At 76.0% G+C, this 14872-nt stretch carries 13 protein-coding genes; 4 read left to right on the top strand and 9 right to left on the bottom strand.

Translation table 11 applies throughout. The features are described from left to right. The first annotated feature begins 163 nt into the window (after nucleotides 1-163). The gene (locus H7H31_RS19235) at nucleotides 164-2272 is read left to right on the top strand and encodes a TIGR03086 family metal-binding protein (RefSeq protein ID WP_232109961.1); all 2109 of its coding nucleotides are present in this window, start codon (nucleotides 164-166) and stop codon (nucleotides 2270-2272) included. Between the two features lie 90 nt (nucleotides 2273-2362). Here the strand turns inward: H7H31_RS19235 and H7H31_RS19230 are convergent, their stop codons facing one another. Both H7H31_RS19230 and ctaD read right to left on the bottom strand, forming a co-directional pair. Next, nucleotides 2363-2737, bottom strand: coding sequence for a hypothetical protein (locus H7H31_RS19230; RefSeq protein WP_187059867.1), 375 nt, complete (start codon nucleotides 2735-2737; stop codon nucleotides 2363-2365). Next, nucleotides 2734-4452 (bottom strand): aa3-type cytochrome oxidase subunit I, encoded by a 1719-nt coding sequence (gene ctaD, locus H7H31_RS19225; protein ID WP_187059866.1) that lies wholly within the window; start codon nucleotides 4450-4452, stop codon nucleotides 2734-2736. Before ctaD ends, H7H31_RS19230 begins: the two co-directional genes overlap by 4 nt. A gap of 334 nt (nucleotides 4453-4786) precedes the next feature. Between ctaD and H7H31_RS19220 the strand changes: the two genes are divergently transcribed. Next, complete coding sequence (locus tag H7H31_RS19220) at nucleotides 4787-5299, top strand: GNAT family N-acetyltransferase (RefSeq protein WP_187059865.1); 513 nt, start codon at nucleotides 4787-4789, stop codon at nucleotides 5297-5299. 172 nt (nucleotides 5300-5471) lie between these two features. Here the strand turns inward: H7H31_RS19220 and H7H31_RS19215 are convergent, their stop codons facing one another. Beyond that, nucleotides 5472-6992, bottom strand: coding sequence for a pyridoxal-phosphate dependent enzyme (locus H7H31_RS19215; RefSeq protein WP_232109960.1), 1521 nt, complete (start codon nucleotides 6990-6992; stop codon nucleotides 5472-5474). A 150-nt stretch (nucleotides 6993-7142) separates the two neighbouring features. Between H7H31_RS19215 and H7H31_RS19210 the strand changes: the two genes are divergently transcribed. Further along, nucleotides 7143-8099: a LysR family transcriptional regulator gene (locus tag H7H31_RS19210; protein WP_187060685.1), complete on the top strand. Its 957-nt coding sequence runs from the start codon at nucleotides 7143-7145 to the stop codon at nucleotides 8097-8099. 92 nt (nucleotides 8100-8191) lie between these two features. On the opposite strand, the gene H7H31_RS19205 is transcribed toward H7H31_RS19210, so the two are convergent. The 3 genes from H7H31_RS19205 to H7H31_RS19195 form a co-directional block, all read right to left on the bottom strand. Beyond that, entirely contained in the window at nucleotides 8192-9064 is an 873-nt protein-coding gene (locus H7H31_RS19205) for an RraA family protein (RefSeq protein WP_308284298.1), read from the bottom strand. Between the two features lie 94 nt (nucleotides 9065-9158). Beyond that, entirely contained in the window at nucleotides 9159-9650 is a 492-nt protein-coding gene (locus H7H31_RS19200; protein ID WP_232110326.1) for a GNAT family N-acetyltransferase, read from the bottom strand. A 215-nt stretch (nucleotides 9651-9865) separates the two neighbouring features. Next, on the bottom strand, nucleotides 9866-11041 hold the full coding sequence (locus H7H31_RS19195) for an oxidoreductase (protein ID WP_187060682.1): 1176 nt from the start codon (nucleotides 11039-11041) through the stop codon (nucleotides 9866-9868). 116 nt (nucleotides 11042-11157) lie between these two features. Here H7H31_RS19195 and H7H31_RS19190 point away from each other — a divergent pair, with 116 nt between their 5' ends. Further along, complete coding sequence (locus H7H31_RS19190; RefSeq protein WP_187060681.1) at nucleotides 11158-12123, top strand: sigma-70 family RNA polymerase sigma factor; 966 nt, start codon at nucleotides 11158-11160, stop codon at nucleotides 12121-12123. 515 nt (nucleotides 12124-12638) lie between these two features. Here the strand turns inward: H7H31_RS19190 and H7H31_RS19185 are convergent. From H7H31_RS19185 to H7H31_RS19175, 3 genes are all read right to left on the bottom strand, one after another. Beyond that, nucleotides 12639-13442 carry an aminotransferase class IV family protein gene (locus H7H31_RS19185; RefSeq protein ID WP_187059730.1) on the bottom strand — a complete coding sequence of 268 codons (804 nt, stop codon included), beginning with the start codon at nucleotides 13440-13442 and terminating at the stop codon, nucleotides 12639-12641. A 171-nt stretch (nucleotides 13443-13613) separates the two neighbouring features. After that, nucleotides 13614-14132, bottom strand: a complete 519-nt coding sequence (locus tag H7H31_RS19180) for an HIT family protein (RefSeq protein WP_187059729.1) — start codon at nucleotides 14130-14132, stop codon at nucleotides 13614-13616. 45 nt (nucleotides 14133-14177) lie between these two features. After that, complete coding sequence (locus H7H31_RS19175; RefSeq protein ID WP_187059728.1) at nucleotides 14178-14672, bottom strand: VOC family protein; 495 nt, start codon at nucleotides 14670-14672, stop codon at nucleotides 14178-14180. Nucleotides 14673-14872: the final 200 nt, after the last annotated feature.

Here is a 14872-nt window from a genome sequence, read left to right as displayed (position 1 = left end):
AAACCTGACGGCACCTGTCAGGTTAGTGCGACAGCCTCCGTCAGGAGATCGGCGGTGCGCGCGACGGTGCGGCCGTGGCGCGGTGCGCCGCGCCCGCCCGGCCGCGCGCCGGGACCGCCGGTCGCGCGACGACCGTGGTGACACCGAACGGAGAGAGCCCCCCGTGAGCCAGCAGAACGCAGTGCCCGACCCGCGCCCCCAGTACGAGCGCGCCGCCGACCAGATGGCCGCCCTGATCGACGCCGTGAGCCCGGACCGGTTGGGCGCCCCGACGCCGTGCGCCGAGTTCGACGTGCGGGCGCTCCTCGGGCACGTGGTGCGGGGCACCCACGGCGCGGCCGAGCTGGGCGCCACGGCGGCCGAAACCGGGGCGGCGGGCGCGCCCGAGGGCCTGTCCGGGGGGTCGGACGCCGCGGCCGACGTGCCGGACGACGGCTGGGCCACGGCGTACGCGCGGGCGCGGGCCGAACTCGCCGCGGCCTGGGCGGATGACGCCGCGCTCGCGGCCCCGGTGCGGATGCCGTGGGGCGAGGTGCCGGGGCGGGGCGTGTTGGCGGCGCACGTGTTGGACGTCGTCGCGCACGCGTGGGACCTGGCCCGGGCGCTGGGCGACCGCCGGCCGCTCGACCCGGAGTTGGCGCGGGGCGCGCTGGCCGGGGCGCGCCAGATGCTGCCGGCGGAGCGGCGGGGCGGGCCGGTGCCGTTCGGGCCGGTACGGCCGGCGCCCGAAGGCGCGGACGCGTACGAGGAGTTGGCGGCCTGGCTCGGCCGCGACGCGCGCTGGACCGCCCCGGGCGCCCGGACGGCCGCCGACGCGGCGGCGGCAGCGGGCGAGCGGACGCTGGACGCCGCCGTCGACGCGCTGGCCGCCCTGGTCCGGGGGCCCGTCCTGCGGCCCGGCGACGCGGCGTACGACGTGGAGCGCGCCACCTTCAACAGCGCCGTGACGCACCGGCCCGCCGTGCTCGCCGGGGTGGCGGACGCCGCCGACGTGAGCGCCGTGGTGGCCTTCGCCGGGGCCCGTGGGCTGCCGGTCGCCGTGCAGTCGACCGGGCACGGCCAGGCGCTCGCCAGCGCCGACGGCGTGCTGGTCAGCACCCGCCGGCTGCGCGGCGTGCACGTGGACCCCGTCGCGGCGACCGCCTGGATCGGCGCGGGCGAGCGCTGGGGCGCGGTGGTGGCCGCGGCGGCTGAGCACGGCCTCGCGCCGCTGAACGGCTCGGCCCCGCACGTCGGCGTCGTCGGCTACCTCCTCGGCGGCGGCATCAGCCTGCTCGCCCGCAGCCACGGCTTCGCCGCCGACCGGGTGCGCGCCATCGAGGTGGTCACGCCCGACGCGGTGCTGCGCCGGGTCACCGCGACGAGCGAGCCCGACCTGTACTGGGCGCTGCTCGGCGGCCGGGACAACTTCGGCGTCGTGACCCGGGTGGAGGTCGAACTCGTCCCGGTGACGCGGCTGTACGGCGGCGGGCTGTACTTCGACGGGGCCACCCAGGGCGAGGCCGTGCTGCGCGCCTACCGGGACTGGTCGGCCGGCCTGCCCGAGGCGCTGACCTCGTCCATCGCGTTCTTCCCGGCCCCCGACGCGCCCACCGTGCCCGAGCCGCTGCGCGGCCGGCTCGTGGCGCACGTCCGGGTGGTGCACACCGGGCCCGCCGAGGAGGGCGAGCGACTGGTGGAGCCGTTGCGCGCGATCGGGCCACGGCTGATCGACACCGTCGCCGAGATGCCGTACGCCGCGTGCGCCAGCATCTTCAACGAGCCGGCCGACCCGATGCCGTACCACGGGGAGACCGTGCTGCTCAGCGAGCTGACCCCGCGCACCCTGGAGGCGATCCTCGACGTGACCCGGCCGGGCGGGGTGCCGTGCATCGCGGAGGTGCGCCACCTGGGCGGGGCGCTGGCCCGCCGTGGGGAGGCCCCCAACGCGATCGGCCTGCGCGACGCCGCGTACCTGCTCGGCGTGCTCTCGCCGCTGCGCGGGCCGCTGACCCGCGACGTCGTGCGCCCGGTGCACGAGCGCCTGCTCACGGCCGCCGCGCCGGTCACCGTCGGCCGGTCGCTGCCGTTCATGGGCCCGAGCGGCGAGCGCGCGCCGGGCGCGGGCCCGGAGGCGGCCGGGGAGACGGCCGGGGAGACGGCGGCGGACACCGCCGAGGAGGCGGTCCGCAGCGCGTACGAGGCGGAGGACTACGCGCGGTTGCGCACCCTCAAGGCGACGTACGACCCGCACAACCTGTTCCGCCACAACCACAACATCCGCCCGGCGTAGCGGGCCGGCTGGCCGGGGCTGGGGCCCCCGGTCGCGCCAGCCGGGGGCCGGGGTGGGCCGGCGGGCGGGGGCCGGGTTCGGGCCCCCGCCTCACCGGGCCCAGGTCGCCACGGCGGCGCCGACGGCCACGGCAGCGGCGAGGGCGCCCGTGGCCAGGGCGATGTGGCAGGTGAGGAGTCGGTGGCGCAGTCGGGCGTACCGCGCCTCGTACTCCCCGCGCAGCTCCTCGATCCGGCGGACCGTCACGTCGAGCATCCGCCGGGTGAGCGCGAGGCGCCGGCTGACGTAGTGCCGCACCAGGTCGTCCGTCTGCGCGCCGGTCAGCCACGGCAGCTCGGCACAGAGCGCCTGGGCCTCGCGCCGGGCCTCGGCGTGGTGGGCGTGGGCCATCAGGAAGCCCTCCGCCTCGGTGGCGAGCGCCGTGGCCTCCTCGCGGCGGGAGGTCCAGGACCGGCCGCGCGTCACGACCGGTCGCCCTTGTGGCCTTCGGGGTCCAGGATGTCGCGCTGCCCGGTGGTCTCCGCCTGGTCCAGCTTGGCCACGTCGGGGTGGTGCAGGTCGAAGGCGGGGGACTCGGAGCGGATCTTGGGCAGGGTGACGAAGTTGTGCCGGGGCGGCGGGCAGGAGGTGGCCCACTCCAGCGAGCGCCCGTACCCCCACGGGTCGTCGACTTGCACCCGCTCCCCCTTCTTGGCGGTCTTCCACACGTTGTAGAGGAACGGGAGCGTGGACAGGCCCAGGAGGAAGGCGCCGATGGAGGAGACGGTGTTCAGGGCGGTGAACCCGTCCGCCGCCAGGTAGTCGGCGTAACGGCGCGGCATGCCCTCGGCGCCCAGCCAGTGCTGGACCAGGAACGTGGCGTGGAAGCCGGTGAACAGCGTCCAGAAGTGCACCTTCTCCAGCCGGGTGTCGAGCATGGTGCCCGTCATCTTCGGCCACCAGAAGCTGAAGCCGCCGAACATGGCGAAGACGATCGTGCCGAAGAGGACGTAGTGGAAGTGCGCGATCACGAAGTAGCTGTCCGTCACGTGGAAGTCCATCGGCGGCGAGGCCAGGATGACCCCCGTCAGGCCGCCGAAGAGGAAGGTGACGAGGAAGCCGACCGCCCACAGCATCGGTGGCTCGAACGACAGTGAGCCCTTCCACATCGTGCCGATCCAGTTGAAGAACTTCACGCCCGTCGGGACGGCGATGAGGAAGCTCATGAAGGAGAAGAACGGCAGCAGTACGGCGCCCGTCGCGAACATGTGGTGGGCCCACACGGTGACGGACAGTCCGGTGATGGCGATGGTGGCGCCGATCAGGCCCATGTAGCCGAAGATCGGTTTGCGCGCGAACACCGGGATGATCTCGCTGATCACCCCGAAGAACGGCAGGGCCAGGATGTAGACCTCGGGGTGGCCGAAGAACCAGAACAGGTGCTGCCACAGGAGCGACCCGCCGTTCGCGGGGTCGAACACGTGCGAGCCGAAGCGCCGGTCGGCCTCAAGCACCAGCAGGGCCGCCGCGAGCACGGGGAAGGCCAGCAACACCAGGATCGAGGTGAGCAGCACGTTCCAGGTGAAGATCGGCATCCGGAACATCGTCATCCCCGGCCCGCGCATGCAGACGATGGTGGTGATGAAGTTGACCGCGCCGAGGATCGTGCCGAACCCCGACAGCGCCAACCCCATGATCCACATGTCGCCCCCGACGGAGGGGGTCCGCACGGGTCCGCTCAGCGGCGTGTAGGCCGTCCATCCGAAGTCGGCGGCGCCCTGCGGCATGAGGAAGCTGCTCAGGACGATCAGCCCGCCGAAGAGGAACAGCCAGTACGACAGCATGTTCAGCCGGGGGAAGGCGACGTCGGGCGAGCCGATCTGCAACGGCATGATCGCGTTGGCGAAGCCGGCGAAGGTGGGGGTGGCGAACAGCAGCAGCATCAGCGTCCCGTGCATGGTGAACGCCTGGTTGTACTGCTCGTTGGACATGAGCTGCAGGCCCGGTCTGGCCAGCTCCGCGCGGATCGCCATGGCCAGCGCCCCGGCGATGACGAAGAAGAAGAACGAGGTGATCAGGTAGAGGTGGCCGATCTTCTTGTGATCGGTCGTGCTGAGCCACGAGACGATCACCTGCCCCGTGCCGCGCCGCCCCTCCGCCGCCGGGACGGGAGAGACGGGTTCCGTTGTACGTGTCGTCATCGAGATCCTCAATCTCCAGCGCGTGAGAGCCGCGCGGGTGCGCGGACGGCTCCTGAGGGACGTCGGGCCACGTGTAGCCAGCCGCGGGGAAACTAGTCCGTCTTCGCGCGCTTTCCGGGCCCACCTCGCGCACGTCGCTGAGAAGGGGCCCGGACGAGTGACGCACCGCTTCCCCCATGGGCCGCATCGGGGCCCGCTGACGAGTGGTGTGCGCCGCCTGGAGCTGGCGGGGCGACCGCCGCGCGGGGCGATTGTCAGAGGTGGGTGCGACGCTGTTCGTCGGAAGTCAGCGGCGGGCGCGGTGTCCTGCCGACCGACACGAGGGAGACCGACGATGACCAGCGCGCACACTTCTCAGGACGGCAGCGGAGGGGCCCCGGCCCGGGTCGCGGACGTGCGGCTGCGCGCCGTGGAGCGGGCGGACCTGGAGCTGTTCTTCGCCTTCGAGCAGGACCCGGAGGCGGCGCGGCGGGCGGTCTTCCCGTCCCGGGAGCGGGAGCGGTTCATGACGCACTGGGAGAACCGCGTGCTGGGCGACCCGACGGGGATCCACCGGACGGTGGTCGCGGACGGCGAGGTCGCGGGCAACATCGTGTGCTGGGAGGACGAGGGCCGGCGCCTGGTCGGCTACTGGTTCGGCCGCCCCTTCTGGGGTCGTGGCGTCGGCACCCGCGCCCTGTCCCAGTTCCTCGACCTGGTGGAGCACCGCCCGCTGTACGCCGACCCGTTCGCGAGCAACGAGGCGTCGGTCCGCCTCCTGGAGCGCTGCGGCTTCCGCCGCATACCCGCCCCCGGCCCGGAGCACCATCTGGAGCCGGGCCAGGTGCTGCTGGTGCTGGAGGGGTAGGCCGGGCGCGGGGTGGGGTGGGCGGGGGTCGGAGCGGGCGGGTGCGGCAGGGTCGCCGCTGGGCTCACCGCCCGCCGCCTGGCCCGCCGCCCGCCGCTCGGCCCAGCCCGCCGTCCGCCACCCGGTCCGCTGGCCGGCACGGCCCGCCGCCCGCCTCCGCCGCCTGGGCCCGTCACGCCTCCGGGTGGGTGGCCGGTCCGTGCGGGGTGCTGCCTGGCCCGTACGGGTGGGTGTCCGGCTCGTACGGGTCGGGGGTCTGGCTGTACGCGTTGGCGTCCGACCCGTGCGGCTCGGCGGACTCGCCGTGCGCGCTGGTGTCCTGGCCGTGTGGGTTGGCGGCGGGGCCCTCGGTGCTCAGCAGGACGAGGGTGGCCGTGGGGCCGAGGCCCAGGGCCGCGCGGCGGTCGGCCGCGCCGTCGCCGGTGAGCGCGGCCCGTACGCCGGCGAGCGAGGCCGCGCCGCACGGCCCGGACGGTACGCCGAGCGCGGCCAGGTCCCGCACCGCCCGCGCGGCCCGCGCCTCGGACACGGCCACCGCCGCGTCCAGTCCCGCGCGCAGGGCGGGCCAGGCGAGGCTGGAGGGGGTGCCGCAGTTGAGGCCCGCCATGGCCGTGTCGCCGGTCGCGACGCTGACCCGTTCGCCACGGCGCAGGCTCTCTAGCACGCACGCGGCGGCCTCGGGCTCGACGGCGAGCAACGCGGGACCGGGACCGGCACCGGAACCGGAACCGGAATTAGTGTCCGGGGCCGGCGCGCGGTAGTGGGTGACGGCGGCCTGTGCGAGCGAGCCCACGCCCACCGGGATGGCGACGAGGTCCGGTGCGCCGGCCCCTGCCGCCGCCAGTTGGGCGTCGATCTCGGCGAACAGGGTGGCGTAGCCCTCGACGATCCACCCGGGGATCCGCTCGTACCCGGGCCGCCCGCTGTCCTGCACCAGGACGGTCGGCGACGCCTCCCGGCCCGACCCGCTCCCCGCGCCTGGCCCGTCCCCCGCGTCCTCCACCGCCCGGGCCGCCTCGCGCACGGCCAGGTCGTACGGCCCGGCCACCCGGGTCACGCGGGCGCCCTCGCCCTCGATGGCGGCCACGGCCTCGGGGTGCACGCCGCGCGAGACGAAGACGTGGGCCCGTTGACCGAGGAGCCTGGCGATCCGGGCGACGGCCCGGCCGTGGTTGCCGTCGGTGGCGGTGACGAACGTGACCGGCTCGGCCGCCCCCGCGACCACCCCGGCCCCGGCGGGTCCGGCCGCCGCGCCGATCGGCCCGTGCTCCGTCCCGGCAGGCCCGGCCGCCACCCCGGCCCCCGCGTCCACCGGTTCGGCCGCTCCGGACGCGCCCGCCGTCGCGCCCCCGCGCTCGGCCAGGACGCGGTGCAGCGCCCAGGAGGCGCCGAGCGCCTTGAACGCCGGAAGCCCGAGCCGGGACGACTCGTCCTTGACGAAGACCCGGCCGACACCCAACTCGGCCGCCAGGGACGGAAGCTCCACCAACCGGGTGGGGGCGTAGTCGGGCAGCGCGGCGTGGAACGCGTGCGCGGCGGTCGGCGCGGGCGGGGCGGTCGGCGCGGTCCAGTGCCGCGCGGCGGGCCGTGCGTACCACGAGGCCGGCCCGAGCGGGCCCCGCGCGCCGTCCGGGTGGGCCGGCGCGGGCGGCGCCTCGGTGTTGATCGCGACGGGAGGGAAGATCTCGTTCATGCGTTCAGCCTGCGCTGACCTGCTCTTTCCGGTCCAGCGAATGTTTTCGACCTATATTCGTCAGGAAAGCTGACGTAAGGCTGAGGCGCATCTCGTAACGGTCAAGGGGCGACGCGGCCGGGACCGACCGAGGGGCACGGGCGAGGCGCGATGTTCGATCTCCACCGGCTGCGGCTGTTGCGCGAGTTGAAGCACCGGGGCACGCTCGCCGCCGTCGCCGCCGCCCTCTCGTACAGCCCCTCCGCCATCTCGCAGCAGCTCGCCCAGTTGGAGGCGGAGGTCGGGGTGCCGCTGCTTGAGCCGGTCGGGCGGCGGGTGCGCCTCACGGAGCAGGCCGAGATCCTCGTCGCGCACACCGAGGCGGTGCTGGAGCGCCTGGAGCGCGCCGAGGCGGACATCGCGACCTCGCTCACGGACCTCACGGGCACGGTGCGGGTCGCGGCGTTCCAGACCGCGGCGCTCGCCCTGGTGCCGGCCGCGCTGACGCTGCTGCGCGCCGCGCACCCCCGGCTGCGCCTGCACGTCACCCAGCGCGAGCCGGAGCGGGCCCTGCCGGCGCTGCTGGCCCGCGACTTCGACGTGGTGGTGGCCGAGGAGTACCCGGGCAATCCCAACCCGCGCCCGGACGGTGTGGAGCAGGAGGACCTGTGCGCCGATCCGCTGCGCCTCGCCCTGCCGCCCGGCATCGCCGGGACCACCGTCGACGGGCCGCCCCGGGCGGCGCTGCGCGCGCTGGCCGAGCACCCGTGGGTGATGGAGCCGGCCGACACGGCGGCCCGGCACTGGGCGCTGACCCTGTGCCGGACCGCCGGTTTCGAGCCCGACGTGCGGTACGAGTCCACCGACCTGCTGCTCCACCTGCGCCTCGTGGAACAGGGCCACGCCGTCGCGCTCCTGCCCGACCTGGTCTGGAGCGGCCGGGAACCGAGCGTTCCGGTACGCGCGTTGCCGCGCGGGCAGCGGGCGCGCCGCCTGTTCACCGCCGTACGCCGGGGCAGCGGCCACCACCCGGCCGTACGCGCCTGCCGGCAGGCACTCCGCCAGGCCATGGCCGGCACCCCCCACCTCGGAGGTGGCGCCAACTCGGAGCCGGCCGGGGCGGGTTGACGCAGCGGACAGACACGCCCACCGACCAACCCACCGTCACTCCTCGGCCGCCACTCCCCGGTCGCCACCCCTCGGTCGTCACTCCCCGGTCGTCACTCCTCGATCGCGCCGCCGACGGCCCGCAGGTGGTCGCGGAAGGTCAGGGTCGGCGTCTCGCGGCGCCTGGCCAGGTACGCGTCGAACCGCACCTGGGCGCGGAGCGTGTGGCCGGCCCGGATCTGGTCGGCCTGGCGCCGCTCGGTGTCGCGGATCGTCTCGGCGAGGGTGAGGAGTTCGTCGGCCCGGTCGGCGGGGGCGAAGACCACGCCGTCGTCGTCGGCGAACACCAGGTCGGCCGCGCTCACCGTCCAGTCGCCGACGGTGGCACAGGCCAGCGCGTCGGCCGGGCGCTCGCGCAGGCTCAGCGGCCCGGTGGGGAGCGCGCCGGTGCTGAACATGGGCAGGCCGATGGCGCGGATGTCGGCCGTGTCGCGGTGCAACCCCCAGATCACGACCCCGGCGACCCCGGCGGCCTGGGCCTCAAGGACCGCGAGGTCGCCCACGCACGCCTCGTCGAGCCGCCCACCGTTGTCCACCACCAGCACGTCCCCGGGCCGCGCGGCCTCGTACGCCTCAAGGAAGATGTCCACGCTGCCCACGTGCCGCGCCGGCAGCACCCGCCCGGCGACCCGGCTGCCCGGCGTCACGGCGCGCACGGCCGAGGGCGCGCAGCGCACCGGAACCCCGGCGCGGATGCACGCGTCCGCCACGTGCGCCGTCGTCAGCGCCGCGAACCGCCGCGCCACACCGGCCCCGACGCCCGCCGAGGCGTCTGGTTCCGGGCTGTTCGGACCGTCCGGTACGGCAGCGTCGCCGGCCCGCTGGTCCCCCTCTTCCCGCTCTTCCCGCCGTGCCAGGCCGTCCTGCTCGACCCGCTTGTCCCGCCCGCCTCGCTCGTCCCGCTGGATGCGCTCCCGCTGCGCCACGTGTGGCTCCTCGCCGTCCGGCTCCCCGCGCGGCTCGGTGCCGGGCCGCGCCCTTGGCCGCATTCTGCCGGGCCCGGGGCGGCGGCGGGCCCCGTCAGCGCGCGCCGGCCTCCGCCCGCAGGTCCCGTACGAAACGCAGCCCGGGCCGCCCGTCCAGCGTCGTCTCGCCCGCGACGACGAAGCCGGTACGGGCCAACACGGCGCGCGAGCCCGCGTTGTCGAGCGTGGTCTCGGCCTCCAGCGCGGTCAGCCCGTACTCCGTGGCGGCGCGGGCGCAGATCGCGCGGACCGCGGCCGTGGCCAGGCCACGGCCGGCGGCGCGTTCGGCGATGCGGTAGCCGAGTTCGGCCGAGCCGCCCGCCACGTCGACCAGGTTGACCCGGCCCAACACCTCGCCGTCGGCCGCCACCAGCACGTGGAAGTAGCAGATGCCGAGGGTCTGTTCGTCCAGCAGGCTCCGGTGGCGGGCGGCGAACTGCGCGAAGTAGGCGTCCCCACGGTCGGGGATCGACGCGGCGAAGTAGGCGCGGTTCGCGCGCTCGAAGGCGAGCACGGCCGGCGCGTGGTCGGCCCGCAGGGGTTGCAGCTCGAAAGCGGGCTCGGAAGCGGAACCGGGCGCGAGGCCGAGCGCCGCCTGGGGGCCGGCGGGTGCGCGCCCCGTACCTGGGACGGGCCGGGCGCGAGGGGCGGACTGTTGTTCGGGCACGAGCACAAGCGTACGCAGTTCCGCTTCCTGGCGCGGCGGCATTTACGGCACCGCGACCCGCCCCCGCCCGGCGCCGGCCCCGGACGGGCGCCCCATCAGGCCGGCGGCGCGCCCCAGTTGCTCGCCGGGTAGTCGACGTACCCCTCGGCGCCGCCCCCGTAGTACGTGGCCGGGTCGCCGGGCGACAGCGCGCGGCCCAGGGCGAACCGGGCGACGAGGTCGGGGTTGGCGACGTAGTGCCTGGCGTACGAGACGGCGTCGGCGACGCCGGCCGCGAGGGCGGCGTTTCCCGTCGCGCGGTCGAAGCCGTTGTTCACGATCAGCGGCCCCGCGAACCGGCTCCGGTAGCGCGCGAACGCGGCCGGGTCGGGGGCGGCTTCGGGCCCGGCGGGCTCGGGGCCGCGCAGGTGCAGGTAGGACACCGGGCGGTCGCCGAGTTCGGCCGCCAGCTCGTCGTAGTCGGCGAGCAGCGGCTCGTCGGCGACGAATCGGTCGCCGTCGTGCCAGTACGGCGCGACGCGCACCCCCACGCACCCGTCCGGCCAGGTCTCGGCCACCGCGTCGACGACCTCCAGGAGCAGCCGCCGCCGGCCGACCCGGTCGGCGCCGTACGCGTCGTCGCGGTGGTTGAGCCGGGGGTTGAGGAACTGCGCGAGCAGGAACGTGCCGAGGGCGCCGATCTCGACGCCGTCGAACCCCGCGCGGCGCGCCCGCTCCGCCGCCGAGCGGAACTCGGCGACCGTGTCCGCGATCTCGGCGCGGGTCATCGCGCGCGGCACGACGGTCTCCCGGAACCCGTCGCGGGTGAAGGACCGCACCCGTGGGTTGATCGCCGATGGCCCCGCGGGCAGCGCGCCTCCGAGGTGGTCGGGGTGCGAGGCGGCGCCCGTGTGCCAGAGCTGGAGGACGATGCGACCGCCCAGCGCGTGCACCGCGTCGGTGACCCGCCGCCACCCGGCGACCTGCTCCTCCCGGTAGACGCCGGGGACGTGGGTGAAGCCGATGGCCCGCTCGCTGGTCCAGGTCCCCTCGGTGATGATCAGGCCCGCGCTGGCGCGCTGGGCGTAGTAGGCGGCGTGCGCCGCGCCCGGCGCCAGCGTCTCCTCCGCCGCGCGGGCCCGCGTCATCGGGGCCATCACCACCCGGTTGGGCAGCGTGAGCCCGCCGACGTCCAGCGGGCGCAGCAGCGGCTGCGCGCTCGCGGCGGTGGGCGACGGGTCACGGGTCGCGACATCCGTGGTTGTCTCCGTGGTTGTCAGGGTCGTGCTCATGGCGTGTCCCTCCTCGTCTACGGGCCGTCCCCGACCGCCTGCGGCAGGCTCGGGGTCACCTCGGCCCGGTGGTGTACGTCATGAGGGGGACGGGGCCCGGCGACGAAAGGTGACCGATGGAGACGCAAGACCGGTTGGCAGAGCGGTTCGAGCCGCACCGCAGCCGTCTGCGGGCGGTCGCCTACCGGATGCTCGGCTCGGGCAGCGACGCGGACGACGCCGTGCAGGAGACCTGGCTGCGCCTGAGCCGGGCCGACACCAGCGAGGTCGCCAACCTGTCCGGCTGGCTGACGACGGTCGTCTCCCGGATCTGCCTCGACATGCTGCGCACGCGCACCGCCCGCCGCGAGGAACTGGTCGGCGCGCGGCTGCCCGACCGTTGGGACGGCGTCGGCCCCGGCGCCGACGGCGGCCCGGGCCCGGCCGCCGGCCGCGCCGGGGGCGACGGGCCCGGGGTGGGCGCCGACCGGCCGCGCCCCGGCACGGACCCGGAGCACGAGGCGCTGCTCGCCGACTCGGTGGGCCGTGCACTGCTCGTCGTCCTGGACACGCTGACCCCGGCGGAGCGGGTCGCGTTCGTCCTGCACGACCTGTTCGCCGTGCCGTTCCAGCAGCTCGCGCCGATCGTGGAGCGCTCGCCCGTGGCCGCGAAGAAGCTCGCCAGCCGGGCCCGGCACAAGGTGCGCGGCACTCCCGCCGTGGACGCGGCCGAGCTGGCCCGCCACCGCGAGGTCGTACAAGCCTTCCTCGCCGCCGCGCGCGACGGCGACATGGCCGGCCTGCTCGCCGTCCTCGCCCCCGACGTCGTACGCCGGGCCGACCCCGCCGCGCTGCCCCCGGGCGCACCGACGACGCTGCGCGGCGCCCGCGCGGTCGCCGAGCAGACCATGATCTTCGGCCGGGGGTCGCGCCGCGCGGAGCCGCTGCTGATCGACGGGCGCGTCGGCATCGCCGTGGCCCCGCGCGGCCGGCTGCGACTGGCCATCACCGTCACCGTGCGGGACGACCGGATCGCCGCGTACGAGGTCATCGCCGACCCGGCCCGGCTCCGCCACCTCGACCTGGCCGTCCTCACGGGCTGACCTGGGGGGGCTCGGGCGGGGGTGGGGTGTCCCTGTGGGCGCGTCGGCTTCGGTGGGGGTGCGTGCGGGCGTGCGGTGCGCGTGCGGGCGCGGGCCGCGCGGGAGTGGTGGGCCGGGCCCGCACGGGGCCGGCGGCGGGCCGGACCCGGGGCTCGGGCGGGCGGCGGGGCGTTCGGGACCCGTCCCGGGCGGCGGCGCTACCGTCGGCCCCGGCCCGCCGCCGGCAGCCGCCGGGGGGGCGCGGCCGTCGGCCGGTCGGGCTCGTCGCCCGCGCTCGCGGAGGCCCGCCTCGCCCCGTAGGGGCTGGCCGGCGGGCGCGGCCCGACCGGCCGTCCCGGCCGTCGGGGCGGGCGCGGCGGGTTCGACGGGCTCAGCGGGCTCACCCGACTCCGAGGAGTACGCCGCGCGCCCGCCCGTACGCGGCGCGTCCGCCCGCGTACGCCAGCCGAAACCCTCGCCCCTCCCACGCCCACGCCCCCCCACACCCACGCCCCGCGCACGCGTGCGCGGGGCGCTCACGGGGCGGTCGGCGGCTCGGCCTCGTGGGCGCGGTGCAGCAGTGCGAGGAAGTCGGGGGCCGCGGGCAGCGCGACGGTGCCCAGTTGGCGGACCGGCACGCCGGGCGTCCAGGAGTTCATGACCACGGCGCCGGCCAGCTCCGGCAGATCCGCGAGCCTGATCTCCCGGACGCGCTGCGGCACCCCGAGCCGCTCCAGTTGCCGGCTGACGACGCCCATCATGGTGCCGCGCAACATCTCGGCCTGGGGCCACACCACCGCCGAGCCGTCCCAGAAGGCCAGGTTCCAGATGGTGCCCTCGCTGATCCGGCCCTGCCGGTCGAGGAAGGCCGCGTCGTCGAAGCCCTGCTCGACGGCCTGCTTGAGGTAGTACGTCTTGGCCACCTCCCCGACGTGCTTGATGCCCGGCAGGTCCCGCTCGTGGTCGACCGCCGCCAGCGCCAGCGGGCCGGCCGGGCCCGACGCCGGCGGGCCGGTGCGGACCAGGACGTCGGGCTCCACGTCGGCGCGCGGCGCGACGAACTCGCCGGCGTGCGAGTACACCGTGGCCAGCAGCGAGACGTCGGCCGGCCCGGCCGCGAGTGCCGCGCGCAGGTACTCCCGTATCCGCTCGTCGGGCAGCGCCCGCCCGAACATCTCGACCGACGCCCCGCGCAGCCGCGCCAGGTGCAGGTCGAGGCCGCGCAGCCGGCCGTCCCTGACCTGGGCGGCGGTGAAGTGCGCGTAGCCGGCGAAGGCGAGCGGGGACAGTTCGTCGGCGGTGGCCGGCTGGCCGTTGAGGTGGACGACCGAGGGCGTCATGCGTGGCTCCTGGGAGGGGTGGGCGGGAGGCCGGGCCGGACCAGATCGGAGTGGTCCAGTCCGGCCTCCCGCGACGGTGCGCCAGACGCACCGCGGCCCGCCGTCGGGCCGGCCGCGGGTGCGAAAGGCCAGGTCACGCCATGACGCTAAAGCCTGACACCAGTGCCAGGGTCAAGGTCGGTCGGCGCCGACGGGGCCGCCGGGGCTCTCACCGCCGGCCCCGCCGAGCCGGTCCAGCTCCTCGCCGATCGTCGCGCGCAGCGCAGCGTGCCGGGGGCCCAGCGCGTGCCGCGCGTCGCTCCACCGCTCGGCCGGGTAGAGCCACACCGGCTTGCGCACCAACTCGTCCGGCTCCCACGCGTACCGGGGCCACACGTGCGCGTGCAGGAACGGGTCCGTGTTGCCCAGGATCTCCAGGTTGACCCGCCGGAAGGCCGGGTCGAGCCGCCGGCACGCGCGCTCCACGGCCTCGCCCAGCCGGTCCATGTCGGCCAGGAACTCCATCCGCCTGCCGCGCGACAGCTCCGACAGCCGCTGGACCGCCGGGTCGTCCCCGAGCAACACGGCGTACCCGGGCAGGAACTGCACGTCCCCGATCACCGCGAACCCCGCACTCAACCTGCGCAACACCGTGGGGTTCTCGCCCCGCACCGCGCTGCCGATCCGATCGCGCCGCCAGTCATCCGTCATGCCCGGCGACCCTACCCGCGCCCGCCGACGCCCCCACGGGCGCCGCTACGGCCTGACGTACGGCCGTGTCATGAGCTCCAGGTTGTGGCCGTCCGGATCGGCGAAGTACACCCCGCGCCCGCCGAAGAGGCGGTTGATCCGGCCGGGTTCGGTGTGCCCGGGATCGGCGTAGTAGGTGACCCGGGCCGACTCCAGGCGGGCCACCATCGCGTCGAACTCCGCGTCGGGCACGAGGAACGCGTAGTGCTGGGGCTGGATCGGCTCGTCGCGCATCTCGTAGTAGTCGAGCGTGACGCCGTTGCCCAGGTCCACCGGGAGGAACGGCCCGAACGGGGCGCCCACCGTGAGGCCGAGGACCATCGCGAGGAACTCGGCCGAGGCCCGCCGGTCCCGGGCGTAGACGGCGGTGTGGTTCAGGAACGCCACGCTGGTGGGGAGTTCGGCGGCGGGCTGCGGGGGCTGCTGGGGTGACTGGACTGACTGGTGCCGCTGGGTTGGCTGGTGCTGCGGGACCACATCGTGCTGCTGGTCAGGTGACATGTGAGGCGATGCTCCGTTGTGTCGTACGTCGAGGAGGGGACACGCCGCGGGTCGCCGCCGAGCGCGGGGCCGGCGGGCGTGTGCGGTGGGGCGAGCGGTACGGAGCGGGGTGGGCGGGGCTCTGGCCCGCCTCGCGCTCACGCCGAGGCCGGGCGCCTCACTCGTGCGTGGCCCATGGCCGACCCGGCAGTCACCCGGCC

It is taken from the genome of Streptomyces buecherae (genome assembly GCF_014295035.1).
GTDB classification, from domain to species: Bacteria; Actinomycetota; Actinomycetes; order Streptomycetales; family Streptomycetaceae; genus Streptomyces; species Streptomyces youssoufiensis.
The sequence above is the reverse complement of the archived record's forward strand: the minus strand, read 5'-3'. Positions and strand labels throughout refer to the sequence as shown.

Coding starts and splice junctions, on each gene's coding strand:
- ctaD (WP_187059866.1), bottom strand. CDS start 4,452: ATGACGACACGTACAACGGAACCCGTCTCTCCCGTCCCGGCGGCGGAG.
- H7H31_RS19220 (WP_187059865.1), top strand. CDS start 4,787: ATGACCAGCGCGCACACTTCTCAGGACGGCAGCGGAGGGGCCCCGGCC.
- H7H31_RS19215 (WP_232109960.1), bottom strand. CDS start 6,992: ATGAACGAGATCTTCCCTCCCGTCGCGATCAACACCGAGGCGCCGCCC.
- H7H31_RS19210 (WP_187060685.1), top strand. CDS start 7,143: ATGTTCGATCTCCACCGGCTGCGGCTGTTGCGCGAGTTGAAGCACCGG.
- H7H31_RS19195 (WP_187060682.1), bottom strand. CDS start 11,041: ATGAGCACGACCCTGACAACCACGGAGACAACCACGGATGTCGCGACC.
- H7H31_RS19190 (WP_187060681.1), top strand. CDS start 11,158: ATGGAGACGCAAGACCGGTTGGCAGAGCGGTTCGAGCCGCACCGCAGC.
- H7H31_RS19185 (WP_187059730.1), bottom strand. CDS start 13,442: ATGACGCCCTCGGTCGTCCACCTCAACGGCCAGCCGGCCACCGCCGAC.
- H7H31_RS19180 (WP_187059729.1), bottom strand. CDS start 14,132: ATGACGGATGACTGGCGGCGCGATCGGATCGGCAGCGCGGTGCGGGGC.
- H7H31_RS19175 (WP_187059728.1), bottom strand. CDS start 14,672: ATGTCACCTGACCAGCAGCACGATGTGGTCCCGCAGCACCAGCCAACC.